This window comes from Mesorhizobium sp. M1295, from assembly GCF_040318135.1.
Lineage (GTDB): Bacteria > Pseudomonadota > Alphaproteobacteria > Rhizobiales > Rhizobiaceae > Mesorhizobium.
In genome coordinates, this window is record NZ_JAMYLU010000004.1 from 217,111 (window position 1) to 230,380 (window position 13,270).

General features: G+C 62.6%; 13 protein-coding genes and 1 pseudogene. 4 read left to right on the forward strand and 10 right to left on the reverse strand.

What is annotated here, in order from left to right:
* From NKH29_RS08410 to coxB, 4 genes are all read right to left on the reverse strand, one after another.
* Entirely contained in the window at positions 1 to 168 is a 168-nt protein-coding gene (locus tag NKH29_RS08410) for a cytochrome c oxidase system small membrane protein (protein WP_023716922.1), read from the reverse strand.
* Positions 165 to 1,109 carry a heme o synthase gene (locus NKH29_RS08415; RefSeq protein WP_352483710.1) on the reverse strand — a complete coding sequence of 315 codons (945 nt, stop codon included), beginning with the start codon at positions 1,107 to 1,109 and terminating at the stop codon, positions 165 to 167. Before NKH29_RS08415 ends, NKH29_RS08410 begins: the two co-directional genes overlap by 4 nt.
* Positions 1,110 to 1,185: 76 nt before the next feature.
* Positions 1,186 to 2,838 carry a cytochrome c oxidase subunit I gene (ctaD, locus tag NKH29_RS08420; protein WP_023716920.1) on the reverse strand — a complete coding sequence of 551 codons (1,653 nt, stop codon included), beginning with the start codon at positions 2,836 to 2,838 and terminating at the stop codon, positions 1,186 to 1,188.
* 38 nt (positions 2,839 to 2,876) lie between these two features.
* Positions 2,877 to 3,755: a cytochrome c oxidase subunit II gene (gene coxB / locus NKH29_RS08425; protein WP_023716919.1), complete on the reverse strand. Its 879-nt coding sequence runs from the start codon at positions 3,753 to 3,755 to the stop codon at positions 2,877 to 2,879.
* A 371-nt stretch (positions 3,756 to 4,126) separates the two neighbouring features.
* Here coxB and NKH29_RS08430 point away from each other — a divergent pair, with 371 nt between their 5' ends.
* The 3 genes and pseudogenes from NKH29_RS08430 to NKH29_RS08440 all read left to right on the forward strand — a co-directional run bounded on the left by NKH29_RS08430 (position 4,127) and on the right by NKH29_RS08440 (position 6,965).
* Positions 4,127 to 4,651, forward strand: a complete 525-nt coding sequence (locus NKH29_RS08430; protein WP_023716918.1) for an invasion associated locus B family protein — start codon at positions 4,127 to 4,129, stop codon at positions 4,649 to 4,651.
* 128 nt (positions 4,652 to 4,779) lie between these two features.
* Positions 4,780 to 6,192, forward strand: a complete 1,413-nt coding sequence (gene tldD, locus NKH29_RS08435; protein WP_352999370.1) for a metalloprotease TldD — start codon at positions 4,780 to 4,782, stop codon at positions 6,190 to 6,192.
* 66 nt (positions 6,193 to 6,258) lie between these two features.
* Positions 6,259 to 6,965, forward strand: a pseudogene (locus NKH29_RS08440) (NAD-dependent deacylase).
* A 249-nt stretch (positions 6,966 to 7,214) separates the two neighbouring features.
* On the opposite strand, the gene NKH29_RS08445 reads toward NKH29_RS08440, so the two are convergent.
* The 4 genes from NKH29_RS08445 to NKH29_RS08460 form a co-directional block, all read right to left on the reverse strand.
* A complete protein-coding gene (locus NKH29_RS08445) occupies positions 7,215 to 7,748 on the reverse strand; it encodes an RES family NAD+ phosphorylase (RefSeq protein ID WP_502895932.1) in 534 nt (177 codons plus the stop codon).
* Positions 7,714 to 8,085, reverse strand: coding sequence for an antitoxin Xre/MbcA/ParS toxin-binding domain-containing protein (locus NKH29_RS08450; RefSeq protein ID WP_023716914.1), 372 nt, complete (start codon positions 8,083 to 8,085; stop codon positions 7,714 to 7,716). Before NKH29_RS08450 ends, NKH29_RS08445 begins: the two co-directional genes overlap by 35 nt.
* A gap of 75 nt (positions 8,086 to 8,160) precedes the next feature.
* On the reverse strand, positions 8,161 to 9,402 hold the full coding sequence (locus tag NKH29_RS08455) for a class I SAM-dependent RNA methyltransferase (protein WP_352999371.1): 1,242 nt from the start codon (positions 9,400 to 9,402) through the stop codon (positions 8,161 to 8,163).
* On the reverse strand, positions 9,399 to 10,208 hold the full coding sequence (locus NKH29_RS08460) for a TlyA family RNA methyltransferase (protein WP_352999373.1): 810 nt from the start codon (positions 10,206 to 10,208) through the stop codon (positions 9,399 to 9,401). The genes NKH29_RS08455 and NKH29_RS08460 overlap by 4 nt, the downstream gene beginning before the upstream one ends.
* A gap of 175 nt (positions 10,209 to 10,383) precedes the next feature.
* Between NKH29_RS08460 and NKH29_RS08465 the strand changes: the two genes are divergently transcribed.
* On the forward strand, positions 10,384 to 10,785 hold the full coding sequence (locus NKH29_RS08465; RefSeq protein WP_352999374.1) for a GFA family protein: 402 nt from the start codon (positions 10,384 to 10,386) through the stop codon (positions 10,783 to 10,785).
* Between the two features lie 3 nt (positions 10,786 to 10,788).
* Here NKH29_RS08465 and NKH29_RS08470 read toward each other — a convergent pair whose 3' ends face one another.
* Complete coding sequence (locus NKH29_RS08470; RefSeq protein WP_352999376.1) at positions 10,789 to 11,082, reverse strand: hypothetical protein; 294 nt, start codon at positions 11,080 to 11,082, stop codon at positions 10,789 to 10,791.
* Positions 11,083 to 11,288: 206 nt separating this feature from the next.
* The gene (gene dxs / locus NKH29_RS08475) at positions 11,289 to 13,202 is read right to left on the reverse strand and encodes a 1-deoxy-D-xylulose-5-phosphate synthase (RefSeq protein ID WP_352999377.1); all 1,914 of its coding nucleotides are present in this window, start codon (positions 13,200 to 13,202) and stop codon (positions 11,289 to 11,291) included.
* Positions 13,203 to 13,270 lie beyond the last annotated feature (68 nt).

The following is a 13,270-nucleotide window of genomic DNA, read 5'->3' on the forward strand; positions in this document are numbered from 1 at the left end:
TCACATCGAACCGGTGACGCTGTGACCAAATTTCACGATGGTCGCGACGTAGAATATGACGACCAGCGCCGCCAGCGCGAAGCCGATTGCGGCCGAGCGATTGCGGCGGGCCTTCTGCTGACGGTCGGTCAGCGTGACCAGTTCAAGCTTCTTTTCGGCCATGCTCATGCTCCACCGATGGTCAGCGCGCGCGCGACGACGCAATCGCCAAGGTAGGCGGCGAAGATGGCGAAGAGATAGAGCAGCGAATAGCCGAACAGGGCCTTGGCCGGCTTCATCGCCCGGTCGTCATCGGCCATTTGCAGCACCTTCCACGCATACCAGACGAAGCCGGCGCCGAGCAGCAATGCAACGACGCCATAGGCTGGCGTGGTGAAGCCGAGAACCCATGGCAGCACGCCAACCGGTGCGAGGACCAGCGCATAGGCAAAGATCTGGCGTCTGGTCGAAGCCTGGCCGGCGACATTCGGCATCATCGGAATGCCTGCCTTGGCATAGTCCTCCGACTTGAAGAGCGCGAGCGCCCAGAAATGCGGCGGCGTCCACAGGAAGATGATCAGGAACAGCACCAAGCTTTCGAGGCTGACCGATCCGGTTACCGCCGCCCAGCCGATGACCGGCGGAATGGCACCGGCAGCACCGCCGATGACAATGTTCTGTGGCGTCCAGCGCTTCAGCCACATCGTGTAGATGACGGCATAGAAAAAGATGGTGAAGGCCAGAAGCGATGCGGCCAACCAGTTGACCAGCACGCCGAGCGTCATCACCGACAGAACCGACAGCACCAGCCCGAAGCTCAATGCCTCGCCAGGCCGTATGCGGCCGGCCGGCACGGGACGGCCGGCGGTGCGCGTCATCACCGCATCGATGTCTGCGTCATACCACATGTTGAGCGCACCGGACGCGCCGGCACCAATGGCAATAGCCAGGATCGCGATCACCGCCAGCAGCGGATTGATGGTCACCGGGGCGGCGACCATGCCGACAAACGCTGTGAACACCACCAGCGACATGACGCGCGGCTTCAGCAGGGCGAAGAAATCGCCCGCCGTCGCTTCCGACATGCGGAAGCCCGGCTCGTCAATCAGTCTGTCTTCGGCAAGGGCCATGCGTACTTAGAGTCCATCATTCCGTTGGCCAAAACCGCCGGACGGCCGGCGGTTCCGTATTAAAGGAGGCAACCGCCTACTTGATCTTCGGCAGCTGTTCCCATTGGTGGAACGGCGGCGGCGAAGGCAGCTGCCATTCCAGCGTGGTCGCACCCTCACCCCAAGGATTGGCGCCGGCGACCCGCTTCTTCTGGAACGCCTCGAAGACGCCGAACAGGAAGATGACGACGCCGACAGCCGAGATGTACGAGCCGTAGGACGACACCATATTCCAGCCGGCGAAGGCATCGGGATAGTCGATATAGCGACGCGGCATTCCGGAGAGACCGAGGAAATGCTGCGGGAAAAAGACCAGGTTGACGCCGACGAAAGTGACCCAGAAGTGGGTGTTGGCGATCACCGGCGAATACATGTAGCCGGTCATCTTCGGGAACCAGTAGTACCAGCCGGCGAAGATGGCGAAGACCGCGCCCAGTGACAGCACGTAGTGGAAGTGCGCAACCACGAAATAGGTGTCGTGCAGCGGGCGGTCGAGGCCGGCATTGGCCAATTGCACGCCGGTGACGCCACCAACTGTGAACAGGAAGATGAAGCCGATCGCCCACAGCATCGGGGTCTTAAGCGAAATCGACCCGCCCCACATAGTGGCGATCCACGAGAATATCTTCACGCCCGTCGGCACCGCGATGACCATGGTGGCGAAGACGAAATAGCGCTGGGTGTCGAGCGACAGGCCCGTCGTGTACATGTGGTGGGCCCAGACGATGAAGCCCACCGCGCCGATGGCAACCATCGCATAGGCCATGCCGAGATAGCCGAACACCGGCTTCCTCGAAAAGGTCGAGATGATATGGCTGATGATGCCGAAGCCCGGCAGGATCAGGATATAGACTTCTGGATGGCCGAAGAACCAGAACAGGTGCTGGAACAGGATCGGGTCGCCGCCGCCGTCCGGGGCGAAGAAGGTGGTGCCGAAATTGCGGTCGGTCAAAAGCATGGTGATGCCGCCGGCCAGCACCGGCAACGACAGCAGCAGCAGGAAGGCGGTGATCAACACCGACCACGCGAACAGCGGCATCTTGTGCATGGTCATGCCGGGCGCGCGCATGTTGAAGATGGTGGTGATGAAGTTGATGGCGCCAAGAATCGAGGAGGCGCCGGCGATGTGGATTGAAAGGATCGCCAGGTCCATGGCCGGTCCAGGCTGGCCCGATGTCGAGAGCGGCGGATAAAGCGTCCAGCCGCCACCGACGCCATAGGCGCCCGGCGCACTCGGGACGAAGGCCGAGATAATCAGCAGGATGAAAGCCGGCGGCAGCAGCCAGAACGAGACGTTGTTCATGCGCGGGAACGCCATGTCCGGCGCGCCGATCATGATCGGCACCATCCAGTTGGCAAAGCCGCCGATCAGCGCCGGCATCACCATGAAGAAGATCATGATCAGCGCATGCGCGGTGGTGAAGGCATTGTACATGCTCTTGCCGCCGTCGATGGCGGCGTCACCGTTCATGCCGTAGACCATCTGTGCCAGGCCAGTGAATATCTGGATGCCCGGCTCCTGCAATTCCATGCGCATGACGACCGATAAGGCGCCACCGATGCAGCCCGCCATGATCGCGAAGATCAGATAAAGCGTACCGATGTCCTTGTGGTTGGTCGAATACACCCACCGGACCCAGCCATGATACGGCTTGTGGTCGTGGTCGTCGTGAGCTGCAGCGTCTGCCATGGTCGGCTCCGTTCCCTGAATCTTTTCTGGTCGCGGCATCAGTTGCCGGCGGCCGCTACCTTGTTCGTGCCATCGACCTCGGCCATCAGCGCCTTGTTGGCGCCGGGAAGATCGGTCTTGGCTGCCGCCAGCCAGGTCTTGTATTGCGCATCGGAGACGACGCGAATGGCGATCGGCATGAAGGCGTGGTCCTTGCCGCAGAGTTCCGAGCACTGGCCGTAATAGAGGCCTTCCTTGTCGGCCTTGAACCACACCTCGTTGATGCGGCCCGGCACCGCGTCGGTCTTGATGCCGAAGGACGGCATGGCAAAGGCGTGAATGACGTCGGTCGCCGTCACCAGCACGCGGGTCATGGTGTTGACAGGCACCACCATCTCATTGTCGACGGCGAGCAGGCGCGGATAGGCGGCGCGATCTTCCTTGCCGGCAGCAGCCCTGTCGGCATCCTGAAGGATCGCGGAATTGAAGGAAAGCGTGTTGTCGACCTGGTATTCGTAATCCCAGTTCCACTGATTGCCCGTCGCCTTGACGGTCAGCTTGGCTTCTTCCGGCGGCGTGTATTGCGCGGTCAGCAGCTGGAACGAAGGAATGGCGAGACAGAGCAGGATGACGACGGGACCGACAGTCCAGATGACCTCGATCAGCGTGTTGTGGCTGGTGCGCGACGGGGTCGGGTTGACGCTCGCCCGGAATTTCAAAATGCAGTAGGCGATCAGAAAAAGCACCAAGGCGGTGATCACAATGATGAACGCGAACGAATAGTTTCCGAACCACTCGATCTGCCTCATAATATCGGTCGCCGGAGGCTGAAAACTGGTTTCCCAGGGTTGAGGCTGGGCTGCATGAGCGGATGCAGCGGCAAACAACGTGGCGGCGGCACTAGCTACGATTTTGGCGGTTGCCAGGAATTTTCTCATCGCCCTCGTCATCTCCCAGTTCCTCGCGATCGGACCGCAAGAATGCCGAATAATGCCGGGACGGGAATCCCGGACAATTCAAGGCTGGTTCAAACCATACTCTATTTGCCTCCGCAAGAAAGGAGCGGCGGAACCCGTGCGGCATTTTTGCGCGCAAGCGCGGCTGTAGCTTCGTGCGGTGACCGCTCGTCGCGAATCACCGGAGCGGCATCCCGGCAGAATGAGCCGCGCGGCGCGCGAAACCGTCGCAATTAGGGCGAAATTGGCACGGAAAAGCGCATTGTCGCCTATGTCGGGGCAGACCGCGGGGGTCTCGTCCTTTACTTGGGTTTAGTGCGGCTTAAAGTGCCGTGATTCGCAATGGAGCCGTCATGAACGCTTGGCTTTCGAGAACCTTGGCGGAGGTCATCCTTGTTGCCGCCGCAATAGCCTTGTCAGGCGGCGGCCTGGCCAATGCCGCGCAGCCAAGCGGCACGGTGAAGTCGACGCATGGGGCGTGGTCGATCATCTGCGATACGCCGGCCGGTGCTACGTCCGAACAATGCGTGATGATGCAGAACGTCGTCGCCGAGGACCGCCCGGAAATGGGTCTTTCCGTTGTCGTGCTGCGTACAGCCGACAACAAGGCCGAAATCCTTCGTGTGCTGGCGCCGCTCGGCGTGCTGTTGCCCAACGGCCTCGGCCTCAATGTCGACGGCAAGGATATCGGCCGCGCCTATTTCGTGCGCTGTTTCCAGGACGGCTGCTATGCCGAGGTCATCCTGGAAAAGCCGCTGCTCGATACGCTGAAGACCGGTACGTCGGCGACCTTTATCGTCTTCCAGACGCCCGAAGAAGGCATCGGCATTCCCGTCGACCTCAAGGGTTTTGCCGACGGCTTCGCCGCCCTCCCTTGAACGCGGTCTTGTAGCACGATCCAGTGATTGTTGACCGGCCGCGGTCACGGCAAATCTCATTTCAGATTGTCTGTGCAGGCCTTCGCGCCTACATCGTGGGAAACAATCCTCCTGCGAATGGACCTGCCATGAACAGCCTGATCGGCCAATTCGACATTTCCGACGATCGCATCAAGCAGATCGTCGCCGAGACCATCAACGGCGCCGACGACGGCGAACTGTTTCTCGAATACAGCGAAAGCGAAGCGCTGATGTTCGACAATGGCAAGCTGAAGACCGCGAATTTCAACACCGACCAGGGTTTCGGCCTGCGCGCCGTCGCTGGCGAGGCCAGCGGCTACGCCCATTCCAGTGATCTCTCCGAAGCCTCGCTGCGGCGCGCCGCCGATGCCGTTTCGACGGTGAAGAGCGGCTATTCCGGCACGCTTGCCGCAGCGCCCGCCCGTACCAACCGCCATCTCTACGGCGACGGAAACCCGATCCCCTCGCCTTCCTTCGAGACCAAGGCCAAGTTGCTTCAGGAAATCGATGCATGGCTGCGGGCCGAAGATCCGCGCGTCAGGCAGGTGACGGCGTCGCTCGCCGCCTCCTGGCAGCATGTCGAGATCGTGCGCGCCGATGGCCAGATGGTCCGCGACATCCGCCCGCTGGTCAGGATCAACGTATCGGTGGTGGTCGGCGACGGCGACCGCCAGGAGAGCGGCTCCTACGGCATGGGAGGCCGCAAGGATTTTGGCGAATTCCTGGTCGAGGACAGCTGGCGGCACGCGTCCAAGGAGGCACTGCGGCAGGCGCTCGTCAATCTCGAAGCGGTTCCAGCACCTGCCGGCACTTTCGACATCGTGCTGTCGAGCGGCTGGCCGGGCGTCATGTTGCACGAGGCCGTCGGCCACGGGCTGGAAGGCGATTTCAACCGCAAGAAGACGTCGGCCTTTGCCGGCCTGCTTGGCCAGCAGGTGGCGGCGAAAGGCGTCACCGTCGTTGACGACGGCACCATGCCCGAGCGGCGAGGTTCGCTGACCGTCGACGACGAAGGCACGCCTTCGGCCCATAACGTGCTGATCGATGATGGCAAGCTGGTCGGCTACATGCAGGACCGCCAGAATGCACGGTTGATGGGCATGAAGGCCACCGGCAACGGGCGGCGCCAAGGTTACGCGCATGAGCCGATGCCGCGCATGACCAACACCTACATGACGGCAGGCGACATGGAGCCGGAGGAAATCATAGCCTCGGTCAAGAACGGCATCTATGCCGTGTCGTTCGGTGGCGGCCAGGTCGACATCACTTCGGGCAAGTTCGTGTTCGGCTGCACCGAGGCCTACATGATCGAGAACGGCAAGGTGACGCAACCGATCAAGGGCGCCATGCTGATCGGCAATGGGCCGGATGCCATGCATCGGGTTTCGATGGTCGGCAACGACATGAAGCTCGACACCGGCATCGGCATGTGCGGCAAGGCCGGACAGGGCGTGCCGGTCGGCGTCGGCCAGCCGCATCTCAGGATGAACCAGATGACGGTCGGCGGCACCAGGGTTTGATGCGGCTGCCGCCTTCCGGTAACATCGCCTTCCAAATGATATTTCCGGATGCCAGTGTCTTCGACCATGTCCAAAGCCAAAATCGTCATCCTGACAGGCGCCGGCATTTCGGCGGAATCGGGCGTCGCCACGTTCCGGGATCCCGACGGGGTCTGGGCGAAATACGACCTGCAGGACGTGGCCACGCCGCAAGGTTTTGCGCGCGACCCCGTAAAGGTGCAGGATTTCTACAATATGCGCCGGCGGCAGATGGGCAGCGTCGACCGAATGCGGCGCACGCCGCGCTGGCCAAGCTCGAGCAGAAATTCCCAGGCGACGTCCTCGTCGTCACGCAGAATATCGACGACCTGCATGAGCGCGCCGGTTCGCGCAAACTGATCCATATGCATGGAGAACTGGGCCATGCCCTTTGCCTGAGCTGCGGGCAAAGCAGCACCTGGGCCGACGACATCGCTGCCCATTCGGCCTGTCCAGCGTGTGGCGCAAAAGGTCAATTGAGGCCTGACGTGGTCTGGTTCGGCGAAATGCCTTACCGCATGGAGGAGGTCGGCGAGGCGCTGACGCGCTGCGACCTATTCGTGGCCATCGGCACCAGCGGGAGTGTCTACCCGGCAGCAGGTTTCGTGGAGGAGGCACGCGCGGCCGGAGCCGTAACAGCCGAACTCAATCTGAAATGCGCCGGCTGGGCCTCCCGTTTCGACGAGCAGATGGAAGGGCCGGCGACACAAGTGGTGCCCGCCTTCGTCGAGCGCGTCCTTTCAGGCGCAGGCTAGCACCGTCTGGCTATGCAGCCTTGAATTCAGCGCGCGATCAGCATCTTTGTTATGTCGGGAGAGGAAACTGTGATCGCTGCCGGAGAAAAGCTAGAAGTCACCAGTTCGACCGACGATCAAGTCGCACTGCCTGTTCCAGTCTTGCCTTTAACACGGCCAGAGGACGTATTTGGATCCCTGCCCCACATAGGCAGGCCGAAGACGTTGGAAGAGATGGAGGCGGGTGTGCCCGCCGCAGCTCGAACTGCCCTAAAGCCATGATGCCGCTGTTTTCGGCAGGCGATGGTCGGGATCGATGATTTCAAGATCCGGAGCATCGTTTTCGTTCCAGCGCCACAGCGCGACGCATGTGCCGCCAGGCGACATGAAGGACGGGTAGATCACGCCGTGCAGCCCGTCGCCAAGCAAGCGGTCTCTCAGTTGGTGCGTCTCGGGCACAAAGCCTCCATCCACGATGTCACGCCATTCGCACCGGTGAATGTCGGCCGTTACACCGAGCTTCGACAGCGTATCAGCCTCTGTCAGGTCGGCCAGCCGGGCGCCTGACAGTTTCAATTGTGCAATCAGCGCCGGGTGCTGGACAAAACCCTGATTGTACTCGGCCCAAGCCGTGGACAGTTCCCGGGCGGCGTAGATCGCCGGCGTGCCAATCGGATTCCAGCGGCCGCCGAAGCGGGCCGCGCCCTCACCGGAAAGCGGCAGATGGGCCCAGCGCGGCACAAAAGCGCGCCATAGAGTCAGCCTGGGTTCAGGCATAGATGCCGGAGCGGACTGCCTCCAGATAGGCAAGCACCTTGTCAGTCTTGCCTTCGCGAACGAGATCGTAGGCGGTCTTTCCCGCCCAGCCGGGGATCGGCTGATGTTTGAACCAGATCGCGGCACGCTGTTCATCACCGGCCATCTCGCCGGCCATCGCCAGGATGCGGACGATGGGACTCAATGCGGCGTCGACCTTGCGCGCACCGGACTTGGCGGCAAGCGTGTTGCGCGCGAGACCGGTCAGGCCGGCCAGTTCAGTCATATTGACCCCTAGCAGTGCGGCTACCCGCCTCGGCGAGAGAAACGGCGCCCGCTCCTCGCCGAAGCGCGATGCCGAATTTTCAAAGGCTGCGGTGCTCATGGCAATTTCCTAGCCCAGTTTGAACGACGTACACTCAAAATGTGCTTTTTTGGTGCGCATTTCAAGCCCTAGCTGCTAGCGCCTTCGTCTCGGCTTCTCCAACAGCGCGACGGCCTCGACATGCGGCGACCACAGGAACTGGTCGATCGGGATTACGCTCTTCAAGGCGTAACCGCCATCGAGGAGGATGCGAAGATCCCGCGCCAGCGTCACCGGATTGCAGGACACCGCGGCGACGAGCGGCACGTCGGAGCGCGCGATCTGCTTCGACTGGTCCTCGGCGCCGGCGCGGGGCGGGTCGAAGACTACGCCGTCAAAGGCATTCAACTCCTTGAATGTGAGCGGCCGCCGGAACAGGTCGCGACGTTCGCCGGTCACCCGCTTCAGGCCGCTGGCGAAACGGAAGGCCCGGTCAAGCGCCGAGAGTGCTGCCGCATCGCCTTCCACCGCATGAACCTCCGATCTTGAGGCCAGACGCAGTGCGAAGCTTCCGCAGCCGGCGAAGAGATCGGCGACCTTTTTGGCGCGCGCGAGATGCTGGCCGACAATGTCGGCCATCGCTTCTTCGGTGGCCTCGGTCGCCTGCAGGAAAGCGCCCGGCGGCACTGCGACAGCGACGCCACCAAACAGGACGACCGGTTTCTTTGGTTCGATAATGATCTCGCCGTCGACCGACAGCCTGGCTAGCCTCTCGGCAATGACAAAGTTCGAGGCGACGCGGCGCTGGTTCTCGCCGAGCTTACCGGAATCGTGAACCGCGACATCGAGGCCGGAACCGGTCACCGTCACCGCCATGTGGAACGATTTGGTCGTGGTGCAGATCAGTCCGGCAAGCATCCTCAAACGGTCGAGCGCAGCGACGATCTGCGGCAGCGAGATCGGGCATTCCTCGATGGAGATGATTTCGGACGACAGCGCGCGAACGAAGCCGAACTGCATTCCCGCCTCGCTCCGCCGGGCAGTGAAGACGACGCGGCGGCGCGTGTGCGGCGCGCACGGCACCAGCGGGCCGACATCGCAGGCGATGCCCTTGCTCTTCAGCGCATGCACGACCCTTTCGCGCTTCCATTGGTGATAGGCTTCAGTCTCGAGATGCTGGACGGCGCAGCCGCCGCATTCGCCGAAATGGCGGCACGGCGGATCGACTCGCAGCGGCGAGGCCTCAAGCACCGACATCAAGGTAGCGCGATCTTTCTCCCGCCCGGCGGTGACGACCTCTCCCGGCAGCGTAAACGGAATGAAAACCTCGCCGGTCTCGGTCTCGGCGATGCCGTCGCCCTGCGAGCCCAATTTTGCGATCGTGAAACGCGTGCTCATCGCTTCTCAATCCCGGCCCGCCCGATCTTGGCAGGCTTGGTCGCGACGGCCTTGATGCCGCCGAGCAGGAACTCGCGGTTGCCGTCGCCGCCCTCTATCGGCGACAGATGAAGTCCCAACGAGCGCCAGCCGGGAATGGCATCGAGCCAGTCCTGCATCAGGCCGGCAATGCGCGCCGCATCATAGGGGTCCTTCAGCAGGCCGCCCTTGCCGATCGCCTCGCGGCCGGCCTCGAATTGCGGCTTGACCAGAAACACGGCTTTTGCGCCGTTCCTGGCCAAGGCAAGCGCCGGCGGCAGCGCCAGTTTCAGCGATATGAAGCTGACATCCGAGACGATGAAATCCGGCACACGGCCGCCGAGATCGGCGGCCGACAGTTCGCGCGCATTCAGGCCTTCAATCACCGTCACGCGCGGATCGCCGGCAATGTCGGAGTGGATCTGGCCGTGCCCGACATCGATCGCCGTGACATGCGCCGCGCCGCGTTCGAGAAGTACCTGCGTGAAGCCGCCGGTCGAGGCGCCGACATCGAGCGCTTCGCTACCGGTGGGGTCGAGGCCGAAATGGTCGAGACCAGCCTTCAGCTTCAGTGCGGCGCGCGAGACGTAACCTTGCGCCGGATCGTCAACGACGATGTTGCACTCAGGCAGAACGGCCTGGCCCGGCTTGTGGGCGACGATGCCATCGACCGTCACGGTACCGCGCTCGACCGCGTCGCGAGCACGCGACCGGCTGGCAAACAGGCCGCGCTGGACGAGCAATTCGTCGAGCCGCTGGCGTATGCTGGCTGGCGGAAGGGAAGTCATCGGCCTTCATGGCGAATGCCAACGATGATGGCAAGGATATTGGCGATGAGACAAGGCATAGTTGGAAAAGCGGGTGAACTCATCAGCCGCTCCGCTGTTTGTCGAACCTCGCACGAGACCCGACGCAATGCTAAGAAAGAGATGCCGTTTAGCCGTCGAAACGTGGAGGAGGAACATGCTGACGGGAACCTGCCACTGCGGCGCAGCGCACTGGACCCTGGAGGGTGATCCCGGTTCGATCACTGCCTGCAATTGTACGCTTTGCCGTCGCTACGGCACGCTCTGGGCGTATGACTATGTCGACGAACGCATCCGCCTTGCGGGGCCTGTAAGCGCCTATACGCGCGTTGGAAAGGCTCATCCTTCGCTTGAGATTCTCTTCTGTCCAACATGTGCTTGCGTCCTGGCCTGGCGCGGATTGCGCGCCGATGCCGCCGGTCGCCACCGCATCGCCGTCAATGTGAGGCTTGCGCCGCCGGAGGCTGTCGCCGACCTCCCGATCGATCATTTCGACGGTCTCGATACATTCGAGGATCTGCCGAGCGATGGCCGCTGTGTGCGGGACATGTGGTTCTAGTTTCTAGAATATGGTCCGCGAAACCCGCCGTTCGACGGCCGGCGTCAGACCGTCGTTGCTGTCGCCGGACACCTGCGGGCGCGGCCGGTCAACGGAAATGGACGCCTTCGGCAAGGTATCTGGCACGACGACGAATTGCGGCGCCTCCTTGTAGGAGAAGCCGCCACGGATTTGGCCGATCTTGCCGGCGACGATGCCCATCACCGCCTCTTCGAGTTTGCGGTCGTAGCGCGTTTCGGCCACGGCCGACGCGGCGAAGATGGCCGTTAGCGCGATGCCGCCCAAAAGCGATCTCATTGGTCTTCTTTCCCCTGCCGGTCACTTTCTAGCAGGGCGGCGTTGAAAAACGGCCAAAGGACACGGTAAGCAAATCGCCAAATGGCAGCGTAAACAGTATCTTACGACTGTTCGCCGGTAATTTGATTCAAGCAGTTGAGATTTTGATTCAGACTGGCATTTGCAGCCAAGCAGAATCTTTTGGCGTTGCAGAAACGCGGAAACAACTAGGCGCGCTGGGCCTGCGCGGTATGCCCCAACGCCACGAACACTGTGCGCACGATGCCGGCGCTGTCCAGCCCGGCATCGGCATACATCTTTTCCGGCTTGGCATGGTCGACGAAAGTGTCGGGCAGCACCAGCGGGCGCACCTTCAGGCCGCTCTCCAGCAGCCCTTCGTGGGCCAGGAACTGCAGCACATGGCTGGCGAAGCCGCCGACCGCGCCCTCTTCCACCGTCACCAGTATCTCGTGCGAACGGGCCAGCCGCCGGATCAGATCCTCGTCGAGCGGCTTGGCAAAACGGGCATCGGCGACCGTGGTCGAAAGCCCCGCCGCGCCAAGCTCCTCGGCCGCGGCCAGGCAATCCTGCAGCCTGGTGCCGAAGGAAAGCAGCGCAACCTTGGTGCCTTCCCTGACGATCCGGCCCTTGCCGATCTCCAATACCGAGCCGCGCTGCGGCATCTCGACGCCAACGCCGTTGCCGCGCGGATAGCGGAAGGCGATCGGGCCGTCATCGTAGCTTGCAGCGGTGCGTACCATGTGGCGCAGTTCGGCCTCATCGGCCGCCGCCATGACGACGAAACCGGGCAGCGTCGCCAGGAAGGTGGTGTCGAAAGCGCCGCAATGGGTGGCACCATCGGCGCCGACGAAGCCGGCGCGGTCGATCGGAAAGCGCACTGGCAATTTCTGGATCGCCACGTCGTGGACGACCTGGTCGTAGGCGCGCTGCAGGAAGGTCGAGTAGATCGCCGCGAAAGGCTTGAAGCCTTCCGTGGCAAGGCCGGCGGCGAAGGTCACCGCATGCTGCTCGGCGATGCCGACATCAAAGGTCCTCGCCGGGAACACTTCGCCGAAGAGGTCAAGCCCAGTGCCGTTCGGCATGGCGGCGGTGATGGCGACGATGCGGTCGTCCTCTCGGGCCTCCTGGATCAGGCTTTCGGCAAACACCTTGGTGTAGCTCGGCGCATTGGCGGGCGCCTTGGCCTGGGCGCCGGTAATGACGTCGAATTTGTTGACGCCGTGATATTTGTCGGCGGCCGCCTCAGCCGGGGCGTAGCCCTTGCCCTTCTGGGTCACGACGTGGATCAGCACCGGGCCGTCGGCATTGTCGCGGACGTTTTTCAGCACCGGGATCAGGTGCTCGAGGTTGTGACCGTCGATCGGGCCGATGTGGTAGAAACCCATCTCCTCGAACAGCGTGCCGCCGGTGACGTAGCCGCGCGCGTGCTCGACCGCGCGCTTGATGGCGCGATCGGCGCGCTCGCCGAGATAGGAAGTCAGCTTCTTGCCGAAATCGCGCAACCCCAGATAGGTCTTGCCGGAGGCGAGGCGCGCCAGATAGGCGCTCATCGCACCGGTGGGCGGAGCGATCGACATGTCGTTGTCGTTCAAGATGACGATCAGCCGGGCATCGAGTGCGCCGGCATTGTTCATCGCCTCATAGGCCATGCCGGCCGACATGGCACCGTCGCCGATGATGGCAATGACATTGTTGCGGCCATCGGACAGATCGCGCGCCATCGCCATGCCGAGGCCGGCTGAAATCGAGGTCGAGGAGTGGGCTGCGCCGAACGGATCGTATTCGCTCTCGACGCGACGGGTAAAACCGGACAGCCCGCCCTCCTGGCGCAGCGTGCGGATGCGGTCGCGGCGGCCGGTCAGGATCTTGTGCGGATAGGCCTGGTGGCCGACGTCCCAGATCAGCCGGTCGTCCGGCGTGTTGAAGACGTAGTGCAGCGCGACGGTCAGTTCGACGACGCCAAGGCCGGCGCCGAGATGCCCGCCGGTGTGGGAGACGACGTCGATCAGCTCGGCGCGAAGCTCGGAAGCCAGCTGCGGCAGGTCGCCTTCGGCAAGCGTGCGCAAATCGGCTGGGACGCGGACCTTGTCGAGAAGCGGCGTATCGGGCTTTGCGTTCACTGTTTGCGAGCCTGGTCAGATTTTCTGTTCATCGTGAAATATGCCGCTGGCCGGCGAATGTAAATGTG